Annotated in this window: 25 protein-coding genes and 1 pseudogene; 21 read left to right on the forward strand and 5 right to left on the reverse strand. The window is 39.1% G+C overall.

Going from position 1 to position 23,060, the window contains the following annotated elements; translation table 11 throughout:
• The first annotated feature begins 129 nt into the window (after nt 1–129).
• From rimP to pnp, 11 genes are all read left to right on the forward strand, one after another.
• On the forward strand, nt 130–606 hold the full coding sequence (gene rimP, locus H131_RS07455) for a ribosome maturation factor RimP (RefSeq protein ID WP_010858481.1): 477 nt from the start codon (nt 130–132) through the stop codon (nt 604–606).
• A 24-nt stretch (nt 607–630) separates the two neighbouring features.
• Nucleotides 631–1,770, forward strand: coding sequence for a transcription termination factor NusA (gene nusA / locus H131_RS07460; RefSeq protein ID WP_010858482.1), 1,140 nt, complete (start codon nt 631–633; stop codon nt 1,768–1,770).
• Nucleotides 1,771–1,969: 199 nt separating this feature from the next.
• Nucleotides 1,970–2,248, forward strand: coding sequence for an RNase P modulator RnpM (rnpM, locus tag H131_RS07465; RefSeq protein WP_036129949.1), 279 nt, complete (start codon nt 1,970–1,972; stop codon nt 2,246–2,248).
• Complete coding sequence (locus H131_RS07470) at nt 2,245–2,553, forward strand: YlxQ family RNA-binding protein (RefSeq protein WP_010858484.1); 309 nt, start codon at nt 2,245–2,247, stop codon at nt 2,551–2,553. Before rnpM ends, H131_RS07470 begins: the two co-directional genes overlap by 4 nt.
• Nucleotides 2,554–2,567: 14 nt before the next feature.
• The gene (gene infB / locus H131_RS07475; protein ID WP_010858485.1) at nt 2,568–4,862 is read left to right on the forward strand and encodes a translation initiation factor IF-2; all 2,295 of its coding nucleotides are present in this window, start codon (nt 2,568–2,570) and stop codon (nt 4,860–4,862) included.
• Nucleotides 4,862–5,140, forward strand: coding sequence for a DUF503 domain-containing protein (locus tag H131_RS07480; RefSeq protein WP_010858486.1), 279 nt, complete (start codon nt 4,862–4,864; stop codon nt 5,138–5,140). Before infB ends, H131_RS07480 begins: the two co-directional genes overlap by 1 nt.
• Before the next feature lie 201 nt (nt 5,141–5,341).
• Complete coding sequence (rbfA, locus tag H131_RS07485) at nt 5,342–5,683, forward strand: 30S ribosome-binding factor RbfA (RefSeq protein WP_010858487.1); 342 nt, start codon at nt 5,342–5,344, stop codon at nt 5,681–5,683.
• 224 nt (nt 5,684–5,907) lie between these two features.
• A complete protein-coding gene (truB, locus tag H131_RS07490) occupies nt 5,908–6,819 on the forward strand; it encodes a tRNA pseudouridine(55) synthase TruB (RefSeq protein ID WP_010858488.1) in 912 nt (303 codons plus the stop codon).
• A 13-nt stretch (nt 6,820–6,832) separates the two neighbouring features.
• Nucleotides 6,833–7,783 (forward strand): riboflavin biosynthesis protein RibF, encoded by a 951-nt coding sequence (gene ribF / locus H131_RS07495; RefSeq protein ID WP_010858489.1) that lies wholly within the window; start codon nt 6,833–6,835, stop codon nt 7,781–7,783.
• 131 nt (nt 7,784–7,914) lie between these two features.
• Nucleotides 7,915–8,184 (forward strand): 30S ribosomal protein S15, encoded by a 270-nt coding sequence (gene rpsO / locus H131_RS07500; RefSeq protein ID WP_010858490.1) that lies wholly within the window; start codon nt 7,915–7,917, stop codon nt 8,182–8,184.
• Between the two features lie 237 nt (nt 8,185–8,421).
• Nucleotides 8,422–10,536 carry a polyribonucleotide nucleotidyltransferase gene (gene pnp / locus H131_RS07505; protein ID WP_010858491.1) on the forward strand — a complete coding sequence of 705 codons (2,115 nt, stop codon included), beginning with the start codon at nt 8,422–8,424 and terminating at the stop codon, nt 10,534–10,536.
• 124 nt (nt 10,537–10,660) lie between these two features.
• Here the strand turns inward: pnp and H131_RS23505 are convergent.
• A pseudogene (locus H131_RS23505) lies at nt 10,661–10,940 on the reverse strand (transposase); the annotation flags it as partial.
• Nucleotides 10,941–11,478: 538 nt separating this feature from the next.
• On the opposite strand from H131_RS23505, the gene H131_RS07510 reads away from it, so the two are divergent.
• The 5 genes from H131_RS07510 to H131_RS07530 all read left to right on the forward strand — a co-directional run bounded on the left by H131_RS07510 (nt 11,479) and on the right by H131_RS07530 (nt 16,134).
• Nucleotides 11,479–12,702: a M16 family metallopeptidase gene (locus H131_RS07510; RefSeq protein WP_010858493.1), complete on the forward strand. Its 1,224-nt coding sequence runs from the start codon at nt 11,479–11,481 to the stop codon at nt 12,700–12,702.
• 155 nt (nt 12,703–12,857) lie between these two features.
• Nucleotides 12,858–13,844 (forward strand): ABC transporter substrate-binding protein, encoded by a 987-nt coding sequence (locus H131_RS07515; RefSeq protein ID WP_010858494.1) that lies wholly within the window; start codon nt 12,858–12,860, stop codon nt 13,842–13,844.
• A gap of 15 nt (nt 13,845–13,859) precedes the next feature.
• On the forward strand, nt 13,860–14,849 hold the full coding sequence (locus H131_RS07520) for a FecCD family ABC transporter permease (protein WP_010858495.1): 990 nt from the start codon (nt 13,860–13,862) through the stop codon (nt 14,847–14,849).
• The gene (locus tag H131_RS07525) at nt 14,849–15,631 is read left to right on the forward strand and encodes an ABC transporter ATP-binding protein (protein WP_010858496.1); all 783 of its coding nucleotides are present in this window, start codon (nt 14,849–14,851) and stop codon (nt 15,629–15,631) included. The genes H131_RS07520 and H131_RS07525 overlap by 1 nt, the downstream gene beginning before the upstream one ends.
• An 11-nt stretch (nt 15,632–15,642) precedes the next feature.
• Nucleotides 15,643–16,134 (forward strand): pyridoxamine 5'-phosphate oxidase family protein, encoded by a 492-nt coding sequence (locus H131_RS07530; protein WP_010858497.1) that lies wholly within the window; start codon nt 15,643–15,645, stop codon nt 16,132–16,134.
• A gap of 225 nt (nt 16,135–16,359) precedes the next feature.
• On the opposite strand, the gene H131_RS07535 is transcribed toward H131_RS07530, so the two are convergent.
• The 4 genes from H131_RS07535 to H131_RS07550 are packed head-to-tail and all read right to left on the reverse strand — an operon-like array spanning nt 16,360 to nt 18,836.
• Complete coding sequence (locus tag H131_RS07535) at nt 16,360–16,980, reverse strand: ABC-2 transporter permease (RefSeq protein WP_329600433.1); 621 nt, start codon at nt 16,978–16,980, stop codon at nt 16,360–16,362.
• Between the two features lie 6 nt (nt 16,981–16,986).
• The gene (locus H131_RS07540) at nt 16,987–17,613 is read right to left on the reverse strand and encodes an ABC-2 transporter permease (RefSeq protein ID WP_010858499.1); all 627 of its coding nucleotides are present in this window, start codon (nt 17,611–17,613) and stop codon (nt 16,987–16,989) included.
• Complete coding sequence (locus H131_RS07545) at nt 17,613–18,458, reverse strand: ABC transporter ATP-binding protein (RefSeq protein WP_010858500.1); 846 nt, start codon at nt 18,456–18,458, stop codon at nt 17,613–17,615. Before H131_RS07545 ends, H131_RS07540 begins: the two co-directional genes overlap by 1 nt.
• Nucleotides 18,459–18,836, reverse strand: a complete 378-nt coding sequence (locus H131_RS07550; protein ID WP_010858501.1) for a GntR family transcriptional regulator — start codon at nt 18,834–18,836, stop codon at nt 18,459–18,461. It abuts the gene before it with no gap.
• 210 nt (nt 18,837–19,046) lie between these two features.
• On the opposite strand from H131_RS07550, the gene H131_RS07555 reads away from it, so the two are divergent.
• The 5 genes from H131_RS07555 to dapA all read left to right on the forward strand — a co-directional run bounded on the left by H131_RS07555 (nt 19,047) and on the right by dapA (nt 22,716).
• The gene (locus H131_RS07555) at nt 19,047–19,310 is read left to right on the forward strand and encodes a YlmC/YmxH family sporulation protein (protein ID WP_010858502.1); all 264 of its coding nucleotides are present in this window, start codon (nt 19,047–19,049) and stop codon (nt 19,308–19,310) included.
• A gap of 9 nt (nt 19,311–19,319) precedes the next feature.
• On the forward strand, nt 19,320–20,099 hold the full coding sequence (locus H131_RS07560; RefSeq protein WP_010858503.1) for an NAD(P)-dependent oxidoreductase: 780 nt from the start codon (nt 19,320–19,322) through the stop codon (nt 20,097–20,099).
• Nucleotides 20,093–20,683: a dipicolinate synthase subunit B gene (locus H131_RS07565; protein ID WP_010858504.1), complete on the forward strand. Its 591-nt coding sequence runs from the start codon at nt 20,093–20,095 to the stop codon at nt 20,681–20,683. Before H131_RS07560 ends, H131_RS07565 begins: the two co-directional genes overlap by 7 nt.
• Nucleotides 20,684–20,765: 82 nt before the next feature.
• On the forward strand, nt 20,766–21,803 hold the full coding sequence (locus H131_RS07570; protein ID WP_010858505.1) for an aspartate-semialdehyde dehydrogenase: 1,038 nt from the start codon (nt 20,766–20,768) through the stop codon (nt 21,801–21,803).
• Nucleotides 21,804–21,816: 13 nt separating this feature from the next.
• A complete protein-coding gene (gene dapA, locus H131_RS07575; RefSeq protein WP_010858506.1) occupies nt 21,817–22,716 on the forward strand; it encodes a 4-hydroxy-tetrahydrodipicolinate synthase in 900 nt (299 codons plus the stop codon).
• Nucleotides 22,717–23,060 lie beyond the last annotated feature (344 nt).

Genomic DNA, 23,060 nt, shown 5'->3' on the forward strand with positions numbered 1-23,060 from the left:
TTTCTGTTGTTATATCGTAGCAAAACAAATTTTTTGACTAACAGCAGGTAAGACCGTCAAATTTCACCAAAGCAAATGGTGGAATTTCTGTTTTATTACGCCAGAAATTGATAAATGCAGGAGGAAACAATGAGCAAAGTACCATCTGTTATTGAAGAACTTGCCATGCCAATTGTTGAAGAGTTAAATCTTGAGTTAGTGGATGTCGAGTTCGTAAAAGAAGGACGTAACTGGTTTTTACGTGTTTATGTGGATACACCTGAGGGTGGAATTGACATTGACCAATGTGCTCAAGTTAGTGAACGACTTAGTTTACTGTTGGATGAAAAAGATCCGATTACACAAAACTATTATTTAGAAGTATCTTCACCAGGTGCAGAACGTCCATTGAAAAAAGATGCTGATTTTGAAAAAGCGATTGGTAAATTTATTTATGTAAAAACCTATGAGCCCATCAAGGACATGAAGGAATTCCAAGGCTACTTAACGTCATACGATAATCATATAATAGTGATGGAAGTACGTATTAAAACGCGAAAAATTACAGTAACAATTGAACAGGAAAAAATCGCTTTGGCACGACTTGCCATCGATTTCACAGCATAATGCATATTTAGGAGTGAAAACAAAATGAGTAGTGATTTGTTAGATGCGCTAACTGCGCTAGAAGAACAAAAAGGAATTTCAAGAGATGTGTTAATCGAAGCGATTGAGGCGGCATTAGTAACAGCATACAAACGCAACTTTAACCAAGCTCAAAATGTCCGAGTAGATTTAAATTTAGATAAGGGCTCAATTCGTGTATTTTCACGAAAAGATGTTGTGGAAGAAGTAGATGACGATCGCTTACAAATTTCATTAGAAGATGCAAAGGCCATTAATCCAGCATATCAATTAGAGGATATCGTAGAGCAAGAAGTAACGCCTCGTAATTTTGGCCGAATCGCAGCACAAACAGCGAAACAGGTTGTTACACAACGTGTACGTGAGGCAGAGCGAGGCTTAATTTATGAGCAGTATGTGGATCGTGAGGATGATATTGTCACAGGTGTTGTTGAACGTCTAGATGCGCGTAATATTTATGTTGGGCTAGGTAAAGTCGAAGCAGCGTTACCACAAAACGAACAAATTCAAGGTGAAACGTATCATCCACATGATCGTATTAAAGTATACATTACGAAAGTTGAACGTACGACGCGTGGACCACAAGTCATTGTATCGCGTACACACCCTGGCTTACTACGTCGTTTATTTGAAATGGAAGTACCTGAAATTTATGAGGGTATTGTCGAAATCAAATCCATTGCACGTGAGGCTGGCGATCGTTCTAAAATCTCTGTCTTTGCTCATAATGAGGAAGTCGATCCGGTTGGTTCTTGTGTTGGTGCCAAAGGTGCGCGTGTACAAACAATTGTCAATGAATTAAACGGTGAGAAAATTGATATTGTTGAATGGTCAGAAGATCCTGTTGTATTTGTAGCAAATGCTCTTAGTCCTTCAAAAGTATTAGATGTGCAAGTGAATGAAGAAGAAAAGTCAACAACTGTTGTCGTGCCAGACTATCAATTGTCTTTAGCAATCGGTAAACGCGGTCAAAATGCTCGATTAGCTGCGAAACTAACTGGTTGGAAAATTGATATTAAAAGTGAAACAGATGCACGTGAGTTAGGTATTTACCCATCTGCAACAAGCACTTTTGTACCTGCGGAAGATGTGGAAAGCGACTACGAAGATGTAGCAGTTGACTTATATCAAGACGACGAAGAATAAGTAAGAAAGCCCGTGTGACTAGTCAACTGACTTCATGCTGTGGACGCCTAGCGTCGACTGCATAAAGTCATAGTCACCGGCACATGTCTTGGATTTGGCATGACGATGCCAAATCCGAAACTACGCTGAAGCAGTTAGTTTTAGTTATATTATGGTTAGTCCACCTCTTACGAAGCTTCAGAGAGGAAAGGTGATTCTTATGGTGGTTAATAAAAAAGTGCCTCTTCGAAAATGTGTAGCCACTGGAGAAATGCTACCAAAAAAAGAAATGATTCGGGTTGTTCGTTCGAAAGAGGGCGAAGTAAGCGTTGATGTCTCGGGGAAAAAGCCTGGACGTGGCGCCTATGTTTCAAAGTCAGAACAAGCGATTGACATCGCACGCAAGAAAAATGTTTTAGGGCACCAACTTGATGTAAAAATTCCTGAAGAAGTCTACGAAGAACTACTAACGATTATTCGTAGGGAGTCAATACTATGACAAATCAAGCAGTGTTTAATTTGCTTGGCATCGCGGCAAGAGCCCGTAAAGTCATTTCAGGAGAAGAGTTAGTAGTAAAGGAAGTCCGCAATGGTAATGCTAAGATAGTACTGCTTGCAAACGATGCTTCTAAAAACTCTAGCAAAAAAATTCAAGATAAATGCACGTATTACAACGTTGAGTATCATGTAGTTGGCGATCGTTATGATCTAGGACATGCTACAGGTAAAGAAGCCCGAGTGGCTCTAGCTATTACCGATAAAGGTTTTGCAAGCAAATTGTCTAGTCTACTCAACGAAAAATAATCGGGGGTGAGCAGATGACCAAAATCAGAGTTCATGAATATGCGAAACAAGTGAATAAGTCGAGTAAAGAGGTTATTGAAGCGCTAAATAAATTAAATGTGAGTGTAACCAATCATATGTCTATGTTGGAAAACGACACAGTGACAAAGTTAAACCAATCATTTAAACCAGCAACTGAGAAAAAACAAGCGCAACAACCTACTCAAAATGCATCACAACGATCACAATCTAATGGGCAACAAAGACCACAACAATCGGTGAAAAAACAAGAGGGACAAAAGCAGCAATCTGTTACCTCTAAACCAAGAACGAACACTCAGCAACAATCTCAACAATCGTACCAAAACCAAAATTCGTCTAACGAAAAATCTAAGAATACTAAAGGTAATCAAAATCGAAATATGACACAAAATAATAATAACAACAACAATAATAATAACCGAAGAGGCGGCGGCTACAACCAACGTCCAAAACCAGGAATTCACGGCGGTAAACGCCGTCATCCAAAAACGCATCAGCCTACATTACCAGTGAAACAAAAAGAATTACCAGAAAAAATTACATTTGTTGAATCTCTTTCTGTCGCAGAATTAGCTAAAAAGCTGCACCGTGAGCCATCTGAAATCATTAAAAAATTATTCATGCTTGGTGTAATGGCGACAATTAACCAAGAATTAGATAAGGATGCAATCGAGTTAATTTGTACAGACTATGGTGTAGAAGTAGAAGAAGAAATTCGTATAGATATTACGGATTTAGAAACGCACTTCGAACAAACAGAGGAAGTAAATGAAGCAGAATTATCAGAACGTCCTCCTGTAGTAACAATTATGGGTCACGTTGACCATGGTAAAACAACGTTACTAGATTCTATCCGTCATACAAAAGTTACAGCTGTAGAAGCGGGTGGTATTACGCAACATATCGGTGCTTACCAAGTAACTGAAGGCGATAAGAAAATTACATTCCTAGATACACCTGGACATGCTGCTTTCACAACGATGCGTGCACGTGGTGCGAAAGTAACGGACTTAACAATTTTAGTGGTAGCTGCGGATGATGGTGTAATGCCTCAAACCGTTGAAGCCATCAACCATGCAAAAGCGGCAGAAGTGCCAATTATTGTAGCGGTTAATAAGATGGATAAACCTTCAGCAAACCCTGACCGCGTTATGCAAGAATTAACAGAACATGGTTTAGTACCTGAAGCTTGGGGTGGCGAAACAATTTTCGTACCAATCTCAGCATTAAAAGGTGAAGGTATCGATACATTATTAGAAATGGTATTACTTGTAGCTGAGGTTGGCGAGTTAAAAGCAAATCCTGACCGTTTAGCACTTGGTACAGTGATCGAAGCACAGCTTGATAAAGGCCGTGGTTCAGTAGCGACGCTTTTAGTACAAGATGGCACATTAAAAGTTGGAGATCCAATCGTAGTTGGCCATGCATATGGTCGTGTACGTGCAATGGTCAATGATAAAGGCCGTCGTGTCAAAGAGGCTGGTCCATCAACACCAGTAGAAATTACAGGTTTAAGCGATGTGCCACAAGCTGGTGACCGCTTCGTTGTATTCGAAGACGAAAAAACAGCACGCCAAGTTGGGGAAACACGTGCAATGACAGCGATTCAAGCACAACGTTCTGAAAAGCAACGTGTCACGCTGGATAACTTGTTTGAACAAATGAGCCAAGGCGAAATGAAAGAACTTAACTTAATCGTTAAAGCTGACGTACAGGGTACAGTAGAAGCAATGGCTGCATCACTTATGAAAATTGATGTCGAAGGCGTTAACGTGAAAATTATTCATACTGGTGCTGGGGCAATTACAGAATCAGATATTTCTCTTGCGGCAGCATCAAATGCCATTGTTATTGGCTTCAACGTACGTCCTGATGTCAATGCAAAACGTGCAGCTGAAGAAGAAGGCGTAGACATTCGTTTACACCGCGTTATCTACAAAGTAATCGAAGAAATCGAGCAAGCGATGAAAGGTATGCTTGATCCAGAATTTGAAGAAAAAATTATTGGTCAGGCGGAAGTTCGTCAAACGATTAAAGTATCAAAAGTTGGTACAATTGCCGGTTCTTATATAACAGAAGGTAAAGTAACTCGCGATTCTGGCGTACGCGTCATCCGTGACAACGTCGTGATTTTCGAAGGTGAACTAGATACATTAAAACGCTTCAAAGATGAAGTAAAAGAAGTGGCAAGAGGTTACGAATGTGGTATTACAATTACAAACTTCAATGATATTAAAGAAGGCGACATTATTGAAGCTTACATTATGGAAGAAATTAAACGTTCATAATGATTGTCTATGCAGAGGTTGAATTCATCATTCAAACTGCCCATTCGTTAAAGGAAAAACGCGCTGTCTTACAGCGTATGATTACCCGCACAAAGCAGAAATTTAATGTGTCCATTGCGGAAATTGACCATCAAAATGTATGGCAGCGAACAAAATTAGCGCTTGTTGCTGTTTCTTCTTCGAAAGATGCAGCTGAGCGTGAAATCAATCATGCACTCCATTATTTGCAGTCAAATCCGTCTTGGGAGCAGCTAAATGTGTGGCGAGACTATTTATAAGTAGGGAAGGGTTTTTGCGCTTATTTGTACGCGAGAGACATAGTACTGTTAGCAGCTATGTCTCTATCCGTGTATAACATGTGCTTGGATCATTCAATCTTGCTACTCCTCTATATGTTTCACCGTTGAGGACGTGTTAGCAAGAGTAGAACCCAAGCAAGTAGTGTAACAATCTGGACATCGAAATTGAGGTGACGAACTATGTCTCTACGCTCAAATCGTGTTGCTGAGCAAATGAAAAAAGAACTTGGTGAGATTATTGGCCGTAAAGTTAAAGATCCACGTGTTGGCTTCGTAACTGTTACAGGCGTTGACGTAACAGGTGATTTACAACAAGCAACAATTTATATCACTTCTCTAGGCAATGAACGCGAACGAGAGGAAACACTAAAAGCATTAGTAAAAGCTTCTGGTTTCATTCGTTCAGAAATCGGTTCACGTATCCGTTTACGTCGAACACCTGAGTTAATCTTTGAGTTTGATTCATCGATTGAATATGGGAACCGAATTGATTCATTACTACGTGATTTACACAAAGAATAACCAATGTGCTTACGCGCTCTACTATCCCCGACAAGCGTTGAAGAGCCCAAAGTGAGAGGGATACTTACACTTTCACCCGATGCTTTACGACCGCTAAGGGAACGAGCTAAGGCCTACAAGAATAGAAAATAAAAAAGTCTGCCACATGCATGTCCATGCAGGCAGGCTTTTTTCTGTATGTTAGTACAAATACACGAAGGTAAATTTGAATTTGGGGGATTTATATGAACGGTATTTTACCGCTTTGGAAGGAACGTGGCATGACGAGCCATGATTGCGTATTTAAATTACGAAAGATATTACGTACAAAAAAGGTTGGCCATACAGGCACTCTGGATCCTGGTGTGGAGGGTGTCCTACCTATTTGCATTGGCCAGGCAACTCGTATTGCAGAATATTTAACAGATGCGGGCAAGACATATGAAGCGGTTATTTCGATTGGACGGACAACAACAACAGAGGATGCAGAAGGGGAAACAGTTGAGGAAGATAACACAAATAAGTCGTTTACACGTGCTAAACTGCTCGAAGTATTAGCTTCCTTAACAGGGGTTATTAATCAAACACCACCGATGTTTTCGGCTGTTAAAGTGAATGGTAAGCGCTTATATGAATATGCACGTAAGGGAGAAACTGTCGAGAGACCAACCCGTCAGGTGACAATTCATGCCTTAGAGCTACTAGATAATGCGGATTTTTACGAAGGACAAGAAATAACTTTCCCTGTCCGTATAGCCTGTAGCAAGGGCACATATATACGCACTTTATCGGTTCAAATTGGCGAGGCACTTGGGTATCCAGCCCATATGAAAGAACTCGTTCGTACAGCGTCAGGCACATTTAAACAAGACAATTGTTTTACATTGGCACAAGTAGCAGAGCTAATGGAAGCAGAACAAGTCAATACTTGTATCTTACCTGTTGAGCATGCACTATCAGATTACCCATATATTGAGATATCGCCTGCCATTGAAAAAGAAATTTTCAATGGACAAGTGCTTCCAGCAGATGCATTATTAAAGATACATGATAAAATTGTGTTTGGGATTAATGGGAAAGCATTTGCGGTATATCAAGCTCATCCGACAAAGGAAGGGTTTATGAAGCCACATAAAATGTTCCCGACGATAGAGTAGGAGGATTTTTTGTATGGAGGTCATTCATTTAAAATACCCACATCAATTACAGCAACGAGAAAGTATGCAACCGTATTCTTTGGCCATTGGTTTCTTTGATGGCGTGCATATTGGACATCAGGCAGTTATTGAAGCAGCAAAGAATGAAGGGAACAAGCGACAAATTCCAACTGCCGTTATGACATTTGATCCACATCCTTCCTTGGTGCTAGGTGGACGTAATGAAAAGGTATTTTACATTACATTACTACAACAAAAATTACAATTATTTGAAGAACAAGGTGTTGATAAAGTATTTGTAGTGCATTTTACGTCGGATTTTGCAAAGCTGTCTCCAGCTGATTTTGTGGATACTTTTATCCGTTCATTGAATATTCAGCATGTGACTGCTGGCTTTGATTTTTCATTTGGTGCATTTGGCAAAGGCACTATGGAAGATATGCGTGCATTAAGTGATGGGGATTATGGCGTGACAGTTGTTGACAAGAAGGCAGATGAGCTAGAAAAAATTAGCTCCACTCGTATTCGCAAGTTATTGCAAGAGGGCGATATGGAGGCAGCACGTACGCTATTAGGACGACCTTTCGAAGTAACGGGAATGGTTGTTCATGGTGATAAGCGCGGACGCACGATTGGCTTTCCTACTGCGAATGTCCAAGCATTAGAGGGCGCATTTATTCCAGCAAGTGGTGTATATGCTGTACGTCTCCTTGTCCAAAATAAATGGTATGATGGTGTTTGCAACGTAGGCTATAAACCAACGTTCAAAGACCCAAATGACAAGCAACTATCTATCGAGGTACATATTTTAAACTTCGAAAAAAATATTTACGGTGAAGAAGTACATGTCACTTGGTATAAACGAATTCGTAGCGAGCGAAAATTCGATGGAATAGAATCATTGAAAATACAGATCGAAAAAGACAAACAGGAAACAATTCAATATTTTGAGGCTCTGCGTTAATGCTTGCCTGGTCTATTGTTTTATGGTAACATTCATAAGTGCATAAAGTGCTTAACCTTAGCTCGGTATATCGATGACTCCAACGTTTACTGTGCTAGTGGGGATTAACAATTATTTAGGAGGTCAATAAAATGGCTATTACACAAGAACGTAAAAACGAAATTATCGCTGAGTACCGTACACACGAAAGTGATACTGGTTCTCCAGAAGTACAAGTTGCAGTTTTAACAGCGGAAATCAACGCTTTAAACACGCACTTACGTACACACAAAAAAGATTTCCACTCAGAACGTGGTCTTCTTAAAATGGTAGGTCGTCGTCGTCACTTACTTAAATATCTTCGTGAAACTGACGTTCAACGTTACCGTGAACTAATCAATCGTTTAGGCTTACGTCGCTAATTGACAATCGAAAAGCGGGATTATTCCCGCTTTTTCTTTATGTTTTAAAACTTTATACACCTTAAAATAAAGCCACTTAAACCAAAAAGAAATAAATCCTAAATAAATTGGCAATAACTAAATTTAAATGTATGATTATTTAATGAAATATTTAGCATAGAACAAGCATTTTTGGTACACTTACTATTAGTACATACAGACGAGTAAGTGTTTTTATAATAGAGAGGGGTTCATTGAATGAACGAAAAGAAAGTCTATTCCTACGAATGGGCTGGCCGTCCACTAATTATTGAAGTTGGACAGTTAGCTAAACAAGCAAATGGAGCTGCATTAGTGCGTTATGGAGATACTTCTGTACTAGCAACAGCAACAATGTCAAAATCACCAAAACCACTTGATTTCTTCCCATTAACAGTAAATTATGAGGAACGTTTATATGCAGCGGGTAAAATCCCTGGTGGCTTTATCAAACGTGAAGGCCGTCCTTCTGAGAATGCAATTTTAACGAGCCGTTTAATCGACCGTCCAATTCGTCCAATGTTCCCAGATGGTTTCCGTAATGAAGTACAAGTTATTTCTATGGTTATGTCAAATGATTCAGATTGTACGGCAGAAATGGCTGCAATGATCGGTTCATCTTTAGCTTTAGCGATTTCGGATATTCCGTTTGACGGACCAATCGCAGGCGTTCAAGTTGGTTATATCGACGGTGAATTCGTTGTGAACCCAACTGTCGAACAATCGAAATATTCAACTGTACACTTAACAGTGGCAGGTAACAAGGACGCTATCAACATGGTTGAAGCAGGCGCTCTAGAAGTGCCTGAAGAAATTATGCTTGAGGCAATTATGTTTGGTCATGATGAAATTAAAAAAATTATCGCTTTCCAAGAGCAAATTGTAGCTGAGGTTGGTAAAGAGAAAAAAGAAATTACTTTATTCGAAATCGACGAAGCGATTCAAGCTGATATTAAAGCTGCATGTGAAACAGAAATGCATGATGCAATTCAAACAGTTGAAAAACATGCACGTGAAGAAGCGATTCGAACTGTAAAAGAACGCATTGTTGCTTCTTATGAAGAACAAGAAGCTGATGATATAACGATGAAACAAGTACACACAATTTTAGATAAAATGGTGAAAGACGAAGTACGTCGTCAAATTACTGAAGATAAAATTCGTCCAGACGGTCGTAAATTAGACGAAATTCGTGCACTTTCTTCTGAAACTGGTTTACTACAACGTACACATGGTTCGGCACTATTCACACGTGGACAAACACAAGCCCTTTCAATTTGTACATTAGGCGCGCTTGGCGACGTACAAATTATCGATGGCTTAGGTATAGAAGAATCTAAACGCTTCATGCATCACTACAATTTCCCTCAATTCTCAGTAGGGGAAACTGGCCCAATTCGTGGACCAGGTCGTCGTGAAATTGGTCACGGTGCTTTAGGTGAACGTGCATTATTAGCAGTTTTACCAGATGAAAATGCATTCCCATACACAATTCGTTGTGTATCTGAGGTACTGGAATCAAACGGTTCAACATCTCAAGCTTCTATCTGTGCTTCCACTTTAGCAATGATGGATGCAGGTGTGCCATTAAAAGCACCAGTTGCTGGTATCGCAATGGGTCTTATTAAAAAAGGTGAGCATTATTCAATCCTAACAGACATTCAAGGGATGGAAGATCATCTTGGAGACATGGACTTTAAAGTAGCGGGTACTGCAAAAGGTGTAACTGCCCTTCAAATGGATATTAAAATTGACGGTTTATCACGTAATATTTTAGAAGAAGCGTTAACACAAGCTAAAATTGGTCGTATGCATATTCTAGAATCAATGCTTGCAACACTTGCAGAGCCACGTGCAAAATTATCTGCTTATGCGCCAAAAATTGTCATTGTGAAAATCAATCCTGATAAAATCCGTGATGTAATCGGACCTGGTGGTAAACAAATTAATAAAATTATTGAAGAAACTGGCGTGAAAATTGATACAGAGCAAGATGGTACAATTTACATCTCTTCTGCAGATGAAGACATGAATGCACGTGCAAAACAAATTATTGAAGACATCGTACGTGAAGCAAAAGTGGGCGAGTACTACTTATCGACAGTAAAACGTATTGAAAAATTCGGTGCATTCTGTGAAATCTTCGCTGGTAAAGATGGCTTACTACACATCTCAGAGATTCAAGAAGAACGCACAAAACAAGTTGAGGACGTACTAAAACTTGGCGATCAATTACTTGTAAAAGTGATTGAAATCGACAAGCAAGGTCGTGTGAACCTATCTCGTAAAGTGGTTGTACAAGAGGAAAAAGAACGCGCTGAACAAGATAAATAATAAAGTGAAAGAGGCTGGGACATAAATAGTTTCAGTTCACGTAAAAAATCGAGATTGCATGATGCAATCTCGATTTTTGCGTTTGTTTTTGACTAGATGTAGTGGAGGATTATCCTCGTACCGCATATTTTCTTCTATTCACGGCCATTAGTGCGAGGCCGATTTCGTTCTCAGCTTTCGATTTTCCACGGACAGAAAATCGTGTGAAACCTAAATTAGCTTTCAAGAATCCGAAAACTGGCACCACGTCAACTTTGCGTTGACGGTAAATCATAGCCGTTTCTTCTTCTGAAAGCTTCGCTCTTACATATTCTTTTTGCTCTTCCCATTTCTCATTGAACCATGAGCTTTCGATTCGTGCCTTCTTGTGCTTTTGTACAAAACTTACGCAATGGACAACCTGCGTGATGGATGAAAGGAACGAAAGCTTAAATCGGATTACTTTGACTAAATGGTGGATAGAAAAGGCGGTATCGTTTTTCTTGTAATTTCACTTCTAAATCTAGCGGTAAAATGAGTTGATTCATGTTATAATCTTTAAACATAAGTTCTTTCTATGTTAATTTTTGTAGGGGTACTTAAATTTTATCAGAAGATGTCCTTTTTTTATGCCTAAAATTATGAATAGATTTAATTGAAATAGAAGTGTTTCATTAGTTGTTCGGAGCGAAGGCGGCGACTCCAGTGGGAACAGCACGCACGAGCGGAAGCACCCGGACTGAGCGAAGCGAGGGAGAAGGCTGGAGTCGTGCCCGTGGAAAGCGTCCGCCGTAGCGGATAACAACGGCTACGAAGTAGACTAAAAAACAAAGCCTCGAAGATTTTACTAATCGTAAAATTTTCGAGGCTTTTCATTTTTGAAGTGAGTTGTTTTGTCCCAATCTCTTTTTTGAGATATAATAACAGACTAACATATATAATATTGCTAATGGGGGAGATTGTTTGGTTCAAGTACATACATGTCACAACGGTGTTCGTATTGTATCGGAGCAAATTGACCATGTGCGCTCTGTGGCACTTGGCATTTTTGTGGATGCTGGCTCACGATACGAGTTACCAGAGGAAAACGGTATTACACATTTTATTGAGCATATGTTATTTAAAGGGACAAAGACGCGTTCGGCACGTCAAATTGCCGAAGAATTTGATCGTATCGGTGGAGAGTTAAATGCCTTCACATCCAAGGAAAATACGTGCTATTATGCAAAAGTATTAGACCATCATGCAGCGCTTGCGATGACAATATTAGCAGATATGTTCTTTAACTCGACGTTTGCCAAAGAAGAATTAGAGAAGGAACGTCAAGTGGTACTAGAAGAAATTTTAATGAGTGAAGATGCTCCTGATGACGATGTCCATGAAAAGCTATGGGAAGTCATGTATCCAAACGATGCGCTCGGTCGCCCAATTTTAGGCACTGCAGCAACATTACAAACGTTTACAGCTGACATGATTCGCAACTATATGGCAAAACATTATGGACCGCAATCTGTCGTTATTTCAATTGCTGGAAACATTTCAGCAGAACTTTTGGCAACTATTGAGAACTTGTTTGGGCATTATCAGGCATCACCACTTGCCGTAGCGCCAATTCTTACAAAACCTCAGTTTCATGCAGGCGAAGTTGTGAAAGCACGTGACACGGAGCAGGCGCATTTAGCACTGTCTTATCCAGCTATTGGTGTAAAAGACCCAGACATGTATAGCTTTATTGCACTTAATAATATTATTGGTGGCAATATGAGCTCTCGCCTGTTTCAAGAGGTGCGTGAAGAGCGCGGCTTAGCCTATACAATATTCTCTTATCAATCCTGTTATGCAGACGTTGGTGCATTTACGATATACGGTAGTACAAGCCGTCAGCAATTACCCCAGCTACAACATACAATCGATGCAACAATGCTTGATATCGTAGCAGGTGGTGTCACAGAGGAAGAACTCGATAATGCAAAAGAACAGCTAAAAGGTAGTTTTGTCTTAGGTCTAGAAGGAACAGGCGCACGTATGAACCGCAACGGGACAAGTGAACTTGTGCATCGAAGACATCGTTCGGTAGATGAAGTTTTAGCTTCTATTGATGCTGTATCAATGGCATCGGTAGATCGTTTAATAGCCAAAATATTAAAATCAGAACCAGCCATTTCAATAATCGGCCCTGATTTATAAATAATGCAGAATCATTCACTAAGCTAAAGGTGAATGATTCTTTTTTTCCTTTCATAGAAAAAGACTTTCTCAATTAACTATTGATATTCTCAATAAACTTTGTTAGCATAAATGATATTGAAAATCATTATCATCTATTGGGAGGATATTTATAAATGAAGAAGTTTGCTTGTCTAGGTTTGATAACGTTATCATTAGCACTAATTGGATGTGCAGAACAACAGGAAAAAGTTAAGAGTGAAGATTCCGTTGAAGTGGAGGTGCAGGAACAAGATACGGCAGCTACAGAAAGCGATGTATTGGCAGATGGTATTGATGAAGGAAAATTCCAAGAATTACTAGCTGCTTTTCCAGTTACGGTTCCAGATAAAATTGCAACGACGTCTGTTCCTTTAACAGAAATGCTGCATTTGTTGGATATTAAACCTGTAGGAGTTCCGACATCTACAAATCCGATTCCAGCAGATTTTGATGCGATTACACGTATCGGCTCACCGATGGCACCTGATTTAGAGGTCATTTCAAGTTTACAAACAGATTTGATTCTTGGTGCATCCTCATTACAAGATTCACTGGATAAAACGTTACAAGGAATGAATTTACAAGCGGCTTATTTACCGACAGATTCGTTTGAAGATTTAAAACTAAGCTTTAAAGTATTAGGCACGTACTTTGGCAAAGAAGAAAAAATGAATGAAGTACTACAAAATATTGTAGAAAAGGAACAAGAATTAGCGAAGCTTGCGCAAGGCAAAGAACTGCCGTCAGTTATGTTGGTGATTGGAACATCGGATGACTTCATGGTTATGAACGATAAATCGTATTTAGGAAGTTTAGTAGAACAACTAGGTGCAAATAATATTGCTAAGTCAGTCTTAAAAACGGAATCCACATACTCAGCAATTAACTTGGAAGATATTGTTGTCGCTGATCCAGATATGATTTTTGTATTGGCGTCAGGGGATCACGGAGCAAATGAAGATAAGTTCAAACAAGAAGTGGCTAAAAATAGTGCTTGGACACAATTATCAGCCTATAAAAACGATAAAATTCATATACTAGATTATAGTATATTTGGTGTAACATCTATTACAAATGTCGATACAGCGTTAACAACAATTGCTGATTATTTCCTTGAATAGCGTGAGGTGCTTCACATGATTCGTACAACAAGAAGTCGCACAATTGTTATTATAACTTTTGCGCTCACACTGATAGCTGCGATAGTAGCAATAGGACTAGGCAGTGTGCATATTGCCGTTCCAGATATTTTAAAGACCATTTTTAATGGACGTGAAGAAGGGGTCTATACAACGATTATTTGGGATATTCGTCTGCCCCGTGTTTTATTGGCACTTATTATTGGCGCCAATATTGCTATCTCAGGTGCTTTGCTACAAGCAGTGATGGGCAATCCACTTGCAGATCCCGGACTTACTGGTGTAACGAGTGGAGCTGCAGCATTTGTTCTACTCATTATGTTAGCCAATCCTGAGTACACACATTTAATCCCGCTAGCAGCATTTGTCGGCGGATTACTAGCCGCTACAATTGTCTACGCACTTGCTTGGCGACGGACTGGCATCACGCCAATAACGATTATCTTATCAGGGGTTGCAGTCAACGCTTTATGCGGTGGGGTAATAGGTTTCCTTTCCATTATATATAGCGACCGTTTACCTTCAGCGGTGCAATGGCTGAATGGTAGCTTAGCAGCAAAAGGTTATGCATCATTGCAAATGATTTATATGTACGCCATTATCGGTTGGATTTTATCGATTTTTGCAATCCGCAAGGCTAACATTATTCGTTTGGGCGATCAAGTCGCTGTGAACTTAGGTGAAAATGTCACGCGTATTCGAATACTGTTATCTATCTTAGCTGTTTTTTTAGCAGCCATTTCTGTGGCAGCGATTGGCATGATTGGGTTTGTCGGTTTAATCGTTCCGCATATGGCACGATTACTTGTCGGCTCGGACTATAAATATATGTTGCCAATGAGTATGGCAATGGGGGCTATTGTATTACTGCTGGCTGATACGGGTGGTCGGACTTTATTTGCGCCATTGGATATTCCAGCGGGTATATTAATGGCGGTTATCGGTGGTCCATACTTTTTATACTTAATGCGAAAGAGGGCGTTTTAATGTTAAAAATTGAGCAGCTTTCCGTTTGCTATGAGCACAAAGAAGTTGTCCATGATTTTTCATTTGATGTCAAAAAGGGAGAGGTATTGTCCATCATCGGTCCAAATGGCTCAGGAAAGTCTACGATTTTAAAGGCAGTGTCGCGTATGTTACCTTATCAAGCGGGAACTATTACGTTTGACGGAGAAAATATGCGCCAATTGTCATCAAAGGAAATTGCAAAGAAAATGTGTGTATTGAGTCAGCGCAACCAAGCCCCAGCCGATATAACAGTACGTAATTTAGTATGTTACGGACGGTATCCTCATAAAAAATGGTTTGAACGTTTGGATGATGAAGACTATGCGATTGTCGATTGGGCCCTAGAAAAAACACAGCTCACTCATTACAAAGATCAATCGATTGCTGCACTATCTGGCGGAGAATCACAGCGTGCTTGGATTGCAATGGCACTGGCACAAAGACCACAAATATTATTACTAGATGAGCCGACAACCTATTTAGATATTGCGCATCAGCATGAGGTGCTCGAGCTAGTACGTGAGTTGAACCGTGATATGGGAATGACCGTTGTCATGGTACTCCATGATTTGAATCAGGCTTCTAGTTATAGTGACAGTATCGTTGTTGTAAAAGATGGCTATCGTGCACAAATTGGGACGCCAGATTATGTCATGACAGAACAAATGATTCAGACCATTTATAAAATGGAGGCAGAAATTCAACATGTTGAATGGGATTCAGCCCCACGTATTCAATTAAAAAGTACTATTAAATGTTAGGAGGCTTTATCATGAAAAAGACAATAGATATTGAAAAAATTAAACAAGATTATGAAGTGTTTATTCAAGGAAAAAAAAGTTGTGTGTTAAGTCTAGTTAACGGTGAAGGAAAGCCATTTAGTAGCACGACACCTTTTGTACGTATAAACGGCAAGTTTTATATTTATATTAGTCGTATCGCAGAGCATTTCCAGCTACTCGAGCAGGCACAATTTGTCGATGTATTATGTGTTGCAGATGAAGCTGTGACGTCTAATAGCTTTGCTGCTGAGCGCGCGCGCTGGCAATGTACGTCTAAGCATTTAGGTAATGAAGGGTATGAGGAAGTGTTTGCTAAATTCGATGGGGTACATAGCGCACCAATGATGAAGCTGTTACGTACGCTTGATTTTTCACTATTTGAGCTAACACCAATAGAAGGCCGTTATGTTGTAGGTTTTGGTAAAGCATTTGATATCGATTTAGTCAACGATACGTTAAAACATGTAGTCGTTGATAAGTAAACTTTTGACGCTTTCATTTTTACCAGTTAACCTACAGATGTGAAGACAAAAGGTTTCGGGAATGCCTATCATTCCCGAAACCTTTTGATTTTTTTTGTAGTTTTTCTGCAACGATTATTGAGATTGTATACAGCAACAGATGTAGGTGTTTCAATAAATCGCTATTATTGAGCATAACAATTTACACCATTATTGCAAATAAAAATAGTAAAGTAGTCGTTTCTATCAAAAAATCTCCTTTGCTGCCAATAAAGCGAGACATTTTCGAAAGACAAAAATGCTAATCATAGTGCTGATAATGGTCGGAACAAGGATCACTAATAAATTTCCCGCCACTAACGATAGATAATAATGGATAGGATAGTTGATTAGAAAAATAAGGAAAACAGCCGTAAACAGCCTTAAATTTTTCATACTCTTCGTATCTTGAACGTGTAGTATGTAAAATTGTATACAGATAAGTAAAATCACACAACTAATATTTGCGAAGTACAAAGCGAACTGCTCAGAAAAATTACTGTATATAGTAATATGCATAAAATAAAAAGGTGCAGTGATAATAAAAAGAAGTAAAATTTGACAATAGCAAAATAGAAAATCAGTTTTTAACTGTGTTTTTTTTGCTAGTGGTAAGCTATTTACAAATAGTTCCCAGTTGGCGTTCTTGTCCTGCTCATAAAAACTATTGACAATATTAAGTGAAAATATAACGATGAAAAACAGCATAGAAAAACTATCGAAATACTGTATACTGATGAAATTAATAATAATACAAATAATTAATATGCTAACTATTGAGAATTTTTGCATCGAAATTCTATACCAAAATAATGCTTTCATCCGCATCGCCTCCTAAAAATCTTTACGTTTATAAATACCAGTTGAAATAAGATAAGATAGCCATAAGATAAAAAGCCCAACAAAAGGTGCAAGGTAGCTATAATCTTTCAGTTTGGATAGTATCACGAAAAAATTGGTCACATATCCTTCTAATAGACCTAGTAAAAAGCCTGGTATGAAGCATAATGCAATAACAACCATTCTTCCTTTGATTGAGCCGAATTTAATATAAATTGGTAATAACGTTGCCAGCATACAAAAAGCAACTGTCACAATTAGGCTGAAAATCAGAAAAAAATCGGTTGTCGAAATGTTAGTTGTATAGCGATTAATAAGTATGACAAAAGGTAACGCAATCACAAGTCCAATGATCATCAAAATGATACTTAGTATATATTTGCTGAGCACTATTTCGCCTTTTGAAATAGGAAGCGTATTCGCATATTTATCCCAGTTGCATAGCTCATCGTATGTGAGAGCAGTTATAGCTTGAATGGTTACGATAAAGACAATAAATGAAAAAAGTATTGCACCCTGTTGCATGAAAACAGACATGATTAAAATGGCAATGAGAAAAATAGCCTGAGATTTCAATTGACGCTGGAAAGTCATTAAATCTTTCACTAGCAGTGCAGTCATCACACAACACTACCTTTCACATAAAATAGCATAATTTCCTCAATAGTCGGCTTTTCAAGACTAAATGCCGTACTTACTTCGTTTTTACGGACAAGTACCTCAACACCAAAAGCACCGTTGCGCTTCCCGATAACAGCATGTTCAGGTAATTCACTTACTTCCTCATTATTCCCTTTAAAAATGCCGTATTCATAAAGCATTACATCCTTACTTTCACTAAATAAAATTTCACCATTATGGATACATGTAATATAATCCGCAATCTTTTCTAAATCGCTCGTAATGTGTGAAGAAAATAAAATACTATGTGTTTCATCCTGCATAAAATCTAAAAACAAGTCGAGAATTTCTTCACGAATAATGGGATCGAGCCCACTTGTTGGTTCATCTAAAATCAATAATTTTGGATGATGTGACAAGGCTAGTGCAATTGACAGCTTCATCCTCATTCCTCGGGATAACTCTTTAATCCTTTTTCGCTCAGGCACTTTAAATTGCGTTAGCCGCTCATAATAATAGGGCGAATCCCACGTTTTAAATACTCTCTTCATAAATTTGTCGAGTTGCGTCGCATTTAGCGTCTCGGGTACATGTAAATCGTCAAAAACGACACCGATGTCGTTTTTTATCGCAATTTCATGTTCGACAGCATCCTTGCCAAATAGCAAAATTTCGCCATATTCTTTTTTAAGGAGATTTAACATGCATTTAATCGTTGTTGACTTGCCCGCACCATTCTCTCCAACAAATCCCATGACTGTTCCTTGGGGTACAGAAAAACTCACATCTTTTAGTGAAAAGCCAACAAAGCTTTTATGTAAATCATGAATTTCAATGGCATTCATTTAGTTGTCCTCCTCTAAAGTTAATGTTAGAAGCTCTTGTACTTCCTCTTTTGTAAGCCCTGCTGTTTTTGCTGTTTTAACGGCCTTTTGCAAATGTTCTTCAACCTGACGTAGTAATTCCTCACGAAGAAAATCTTGATTGCGCTCCGTAACAAAGCTCCCTTTGCCTGCGACGGTTTCTATAAAACCATCTCGCTCTAAATCAGCATAGGCCCGTTTCGTTGTCATCACGCTAATTTTTAACTCCTTCGCAAGCATACGAATAGAAGGTAATGCATCACCGGCCTGTAATTTATTGGCCAAGATTGCTTCTTTTAATTGCATCGTGATTTGCTCGTAAATTGGCTTATCGCTGGCGTTACTTAAATGAATATGCACTTTTTTCACCTCACAGATTTAATGACGCAGGTGTATTTATGGTTGCCATTGTACTTTTGACACATAAGACATACGCCGAAATATTTAACTGTATATATACACTATATACAGACTGGGCGAAAGATGCAACCTAGAAGACTCTTAATGATGGGCACGAATTGCAGAAACTCGGCATATATTGGGATAACGGCTCAAGGAGGGAGATGAGGCATGCTACTATCAGAAATGGTGGATAAAGAGTTAATTCAGGTTGAAGGTGGGGTACATTTTGGCATACTGGCACACACAGAATGCCTATTAGATGTACAAACAGGAAAAATCCATGGTTTTGAGATTATTAAAGATAAGATGCCATTCCAAAAAAAGAAAGTAAAAGTTAGTGAAATGATCCCATGGCATGAAATTATACTAATTGGCGAAGATCGAATTTTATTTAACAAAACAACGACGGTACAGTCAGAATTTTTACAGTGAGGTGAGCTTTTGGAAAACGAAAAATGGCTCGTGATCGGAGAAGACTCGAGATTAAAGGAATTAGCGACAATGTTGAGGAGTCCATCACGTACAGTATTTTATAAAAGAACAACCGTCTGGAATGAGGAGTTAAATAAACTGGTTTTAGAGTTCCAGCCCAATAAAATTATTCTACCCATTCTTCCATTAAAGATTGAGGTTGAACAATTATACGGTATATCTCAAGTTAAGTTTTATACGGGGCGACTGACGATGCATTGGAAGCACTTGCTTGAAAAAAATGAAACGAATTGCTATTTACAGCAAGAGTCTTTTATATGGCAAAATGCTCGTTTAACAGCAGAGGGATTTATCGCTACGTTTTACGGTTTAGAGCAAAAATGTATTTACGGACAAAACTTTACTATCGCGGGTTTCGGACGCATAGCCAAAATGCTCGCGTCTTTACTCGTTAAGATGGGTGCTAACGTGCACATTGTAGCAAGGTCGGTTGTGCAAGTAAGTGAAGCAAAGGCCTATGGTTACAAAGCGACAAATTTAGATGATCGAAAATGGTCAGTCCATGACAGCATATTTATTAATACAATTCCGGCCAAGTGGATTACGGAAACATTCCAAGATCATGTACCTGCAGTACTATATGATTTAGCTTCGGAACCAGGCTGTTTAGATATAGATGCTAATCAGTTACAAACGTATGTACTATTGCCATCATTACCTGGGAAATACTTTGCACATGATGCCGCAGAAATATTGTGCAAGGCAATAGAGGAGGAAGAAAATTGCTAACGGGGAAACGAATTGGATTAGGTATAACGGCTTCACATTGTACGTATGAAGATGTTGTGCCAAAAATTCAAAATTTTATCGATGTAGGAGCGACGGTTATTCCGATTATTACCCACTCTGTATTACATGCAGCTACACGCTTCGGCACAGGTGAGGAGTGGATTGAAAAAATCGAGGCTTTAACAGGACAACAAGTCATTACTTCTATTAAAGAGGCGGAACCATTTGGACCATCAAATCCACTGGATGCTATGGTTATAGCACCGATGACAGGCAATAGTATTAGTAAATTTGCCAACGCAGCCACAGACAGCCCAGTGTTAATGGCAGCAAAGGCAACCTTACGCAATGGCTCACCTGTCATCCTGGGCATCTCTACCAATGATGCTCTCGGCTTAAATGGCATGAATATTATGAAACTGCTCAATGCTAAAAATATATATTTTATTCCATTCGGTCAGGATTCACCACATGGAAAACCGAACTCATTGATTGCTGATTTTGATAAAATGGTAGATACCGTTTATGCAGCAATTACGCAGAAAATGCAATTACAACCGCTGTTGATACAATATTTCAAATAAATCATTGATTACACACAATTTTCAGTAATTTTGTGATACAATAGCACACATTATGGAACTTGTATTCAAGGAGAGATGACAGATGACAAAGCAGTTAACAGTTGCGGTTGTAGGTGCAACAGGAGCAGTAGGGTCTAAAATGATGGAGCAGCTAATAACACGAAATTTTCCTATTGGTGACATTAAGTTTTTAGCTTCTGCACGTTCAGCAGGAAAACCAATCGAATTTAATGGTAAGACATATACAATTGAAGAAGCGACACCAGAAGCTTTCGAAGACGTCAATGTCGCTTTATTCTCAGCGGGTGGTTCGGTATCAGCGGTGCTTGCGCCAGAAGCGGCAAAACGAGGTGCGGTGGTCATTGATAATACGAGCCATTTCCGTATGGATCCAGAGGTACCACTAGTTGTACCTGAGGTAAATCGCGGCGATCTTGCTAAGCATAAAGGAATTATTGCAAATCCAAATTGCTCTACAATTCAAATGGTGGCGGCCCTTGAACCAATTCGTGCAGCATTTGGCTTAACGAAGGTATTAGTATCGACATATCAAGCAGTTTCAGGTGCAGGTATTACTGCGATTCAAGAATTAAAAGCACAAAGCGCAAACTGGGATGCAGGTAAGGAAGTAGAAGCAAATATTTTACCATCTGGTAGCGATAAACGTCATTTCCCAATTGCTCGTAATGTCATTCCACAAATCGATAAATTTACAGACAATGGCTTTACATACGAAGAAATGAAAATGATTAATGAAACGAAGAAAATCATGCATGCACCAGAGCTAAAAGTAGCTGCAACTTGCGTACGTGTGCCAGTCGTTTCGGGACACTCTGAATCTGTTTATATTGAAGTAGAAAAAGAGGCAACGGTTCAAGAAATTTTTGAAGTATTACGGAATGCACCAGGTATTGAATTACAAGATGATATCGCAACACAAACTTACCCAATGCCAATTTATGCAGAAGGGGAAGACGCTACTTTTGTAGGACGTATCCGTCAAGACTTAGACAATGAAAAAGGATTCCACCTATGGATCGTATCAGATAATCTATTAAAAGGCGCTGCATTAAACTCGATACAAATTGCAGAAGCAATGCTTGAGGATAACTTACTATAAGAGGGGTGTAAGGATGAATATAGGTCGAATTGGAACGGCGATGATTACGCCGTTTAAGGAAGATGGCACGATTAATTATCCAGAACTAGAACGTATTATTAATCATTTAATAGGAAATGGTACTGATTGTATTGTTGCTTGTGGCACAACCTCTGAAAACCCAACGATGACCACAGAAGAAAAAATTGAAGTTGTACGATTTACAGTAGAAAAAGTTGCCGGTCGTGTACCAGTTATTGCAGGTACAGGGGATAACGAAACGGCATATTCTATTGCAATGACACACAAAGCTGAAGAAAACGGTGCGGATGGCATTATGCTAGTAGCACCGTATTATAATAAACCAAACCAACGAGGTATTTTTGCGCACTTTGAAACGATTGCCAAGGAAACGAAGCTGCCAGTGATGCTCTATAATGTACCAGGTCGCACAGGCATTAATGTGGCCTATGAAACTTCTGTTGCATTAAGTAAAATTCCGAATATCGCATGGATTAAAGAAGCGAGCGGAAATTTAGACCAAATGGGCGATATTATTGAGAACGTTGACGCTACAGATGATTTCCTTGTGTATAGCGGAGATGATGGTTTAACATTGCCATTACTTGCAATTGGTGGGGCCGGCATTATTTCAGTGGCATCTCACGTTGTCGGAAATGATATGCAGTTAATGATTAAAGCTTTTAAAGAAGGAAATCATCAGCTAGCTGCCCAAATTCATCGAGCATTATTACCACTAGTACGTGCTTTGTTTGCACAGCCGAATCCATCGCCTGTTAAATATGCGATGACAAAATTAGGCTTTGACACATTGAATGTTCGTCTACCTATGGTGGAGATGACAGATGAAGAAAAAGCGAACTTTGACCAAATTTGGGAAACGTATCATGAAAAAGCAAAGCGTTTTAGATAACCGTGTGGCGTCGCTGATGAAAATCAGCAACGCCTTTTTTTGAGCGGAGATTTGAATGATTCAGAGTTCCATTTGCATGTAACCTACATACCTCGCTCAGTTGAAGAGAAGAACCGTTCGGGTAACCACGCACCTCGACAGTTCCCCCCTACACTGCTCCTAAGATAGCAAAACACAGAGTCAGCCCCGAATACCACTAAGGCAATACAACTAACTTCCTCATCCAATCTAGTCTTTACCTCCTTAGTCCCTATAATCGATGGGTAACTCTTGCCTCAATTTAATTTTAGTAGACATAAAATACATGTTTCTAACATGAAACATGTATTTTTAATTTGTGCAAA

This window comes from Lysinibacillus sphaericus OT4b.31 (assembly GCF_000392615.1).
GTDB classification, from domain to species: domain Bacteria; phylum Bacillota; class Bacilli; order Bacillales_A; family Planococcaceae; genus Lysinibacillus; species Lysinibacillus sphaericus_B.

Coding starts and splice junctions, on each gene's coding strand:
- rimP (WP_010858481.1), top strand. CDS start 130: ATGAGCAAAGTACCATCTGTTATTGAAGAACTTGCCATGCCAATTGTT.
- nusA (WP_010858482.1), top strand. CDS start 631: ATGAGTAGTGATTTGTTAGATGCGCTAACTGCGCTAGAAGAACAAAAA.
- rnpM (WP_036129949.1), top strand. CDS start 1,970: ATGGTGGTTAATAAAAAAGTGCCTCTTCGAAAATGTGTAGCCACTGGA.
- H131_RS07470 (WP_010858484.1), top strand. CDS start 2,245: ATGACAAATCAAGCAGTGTTTAATTTGCTTGGCATCGCGGCAAGAGCC.
- infB (WP_010858485.1), top strand. CDS start 2,568: ATGACCAAAATCAGAGTTCATGAATATGCGAAACAAGTGAATAAGTCG.
- H131_RS07480 (WP_010858486.1), top strand. CDS start 4,862: ATGATTGTCTATGCAGAGGTTGAATTCATCATTCAAACTGCCCATTCG.
- rbfA (WP_010858487.1), top strand. CDS start 5,342: ATGTCTCTACGCTCAAATCGTGTTGCTGAGCAAATGAAAAAAGAACTT.
- truB (WP_010858488.1), top strand. CDS start 5,908: ATGAACGGTATTTTACCGCTTTGGAAGGAACGTGGCATGACGAGCCAT.
- ribF (WP_010858489.1), top strand. CDS start 6,833: ATGGAGGTCATTCATTTAAAATACCCACATCAATTACAGCAACGAGAA.
- rpsO (WP_010858490.1), top strand. CDS start 7,915: ATGGCTATTACACAAGAACGTAAAAACGAAATTATCGCTGAGTACCGT.
- pnp (WP_010858491.1), top strand. CDS start 8,422: ATGAACGAAAAGAAAGTCTATTCCTACGAATGGGCTGGCCGTCCACTA.
- H131_RS07515 (WP_010858494.1), top strand. CDS start 12,858: ATGAAGAAGTTTGCTTGTCTAGGTTTGATAACGTTATCATTAGCACTA.
- H131_RS07520 (WP_010858495.1), top strand. CDS start 13,860: ATGATTCGTACAACAAGAAGTCGCACAATTGTTATTATAACTTTTGCG.
- H131_RS07525 (WP_010858496.1), top strand. CDS start 14,849: ATGTTAAAAATTGAGCAGCTTTCCGTTTGCTATGAGCACAAAGAAGTT.
- H131_RS07530 (WP_010858497.1), top strand. CDS start 15,643: ATGAAAAAGACAATAGATATTGAAAAAATTAAACAAGATTATGAAGTG.
- H131_RS07535 (WP_329600433.1), bottom strand. CDS start 16,980: ATGCGGATGAAAGCATTATTTTGGTATAGAATTTCGATGCAAAAATTC.
- H131_RS07540 (WP_010858499.1), bottom strand. CDS start 17,613: ATGACTGCACTGCTAGTGAAAGATTTAATGACTTTCCAGCGTCAATTG.
- H131_RS07545 (WP_010858500.1), bottom strand. CDS start 18,458: ATGAATGCCATTGAAATTCATGATTTACATAAAAGCTTTGTTGGCTTT.
- H131_RS07555 (WP_010858502.1), top strand. CDS start 19,047: ATGCTACTATCAGAAATGGTGGATAAAGAGTTAATTCAGGTTGAAGGT.
- H131_RS07570 (WP_010858505.1), top strand. CDS start 20,766: ATGACAAAGCAGTTAACAGTTGCGGTTGTAGGTGCAACAGGAGCAGTA.
- dapA (WP_010858506.1), top strand. CDS start 21,817: ATGAATATAGGTCGAATTGGAACGGCGATGATTACGCCGTTTAAGGAA.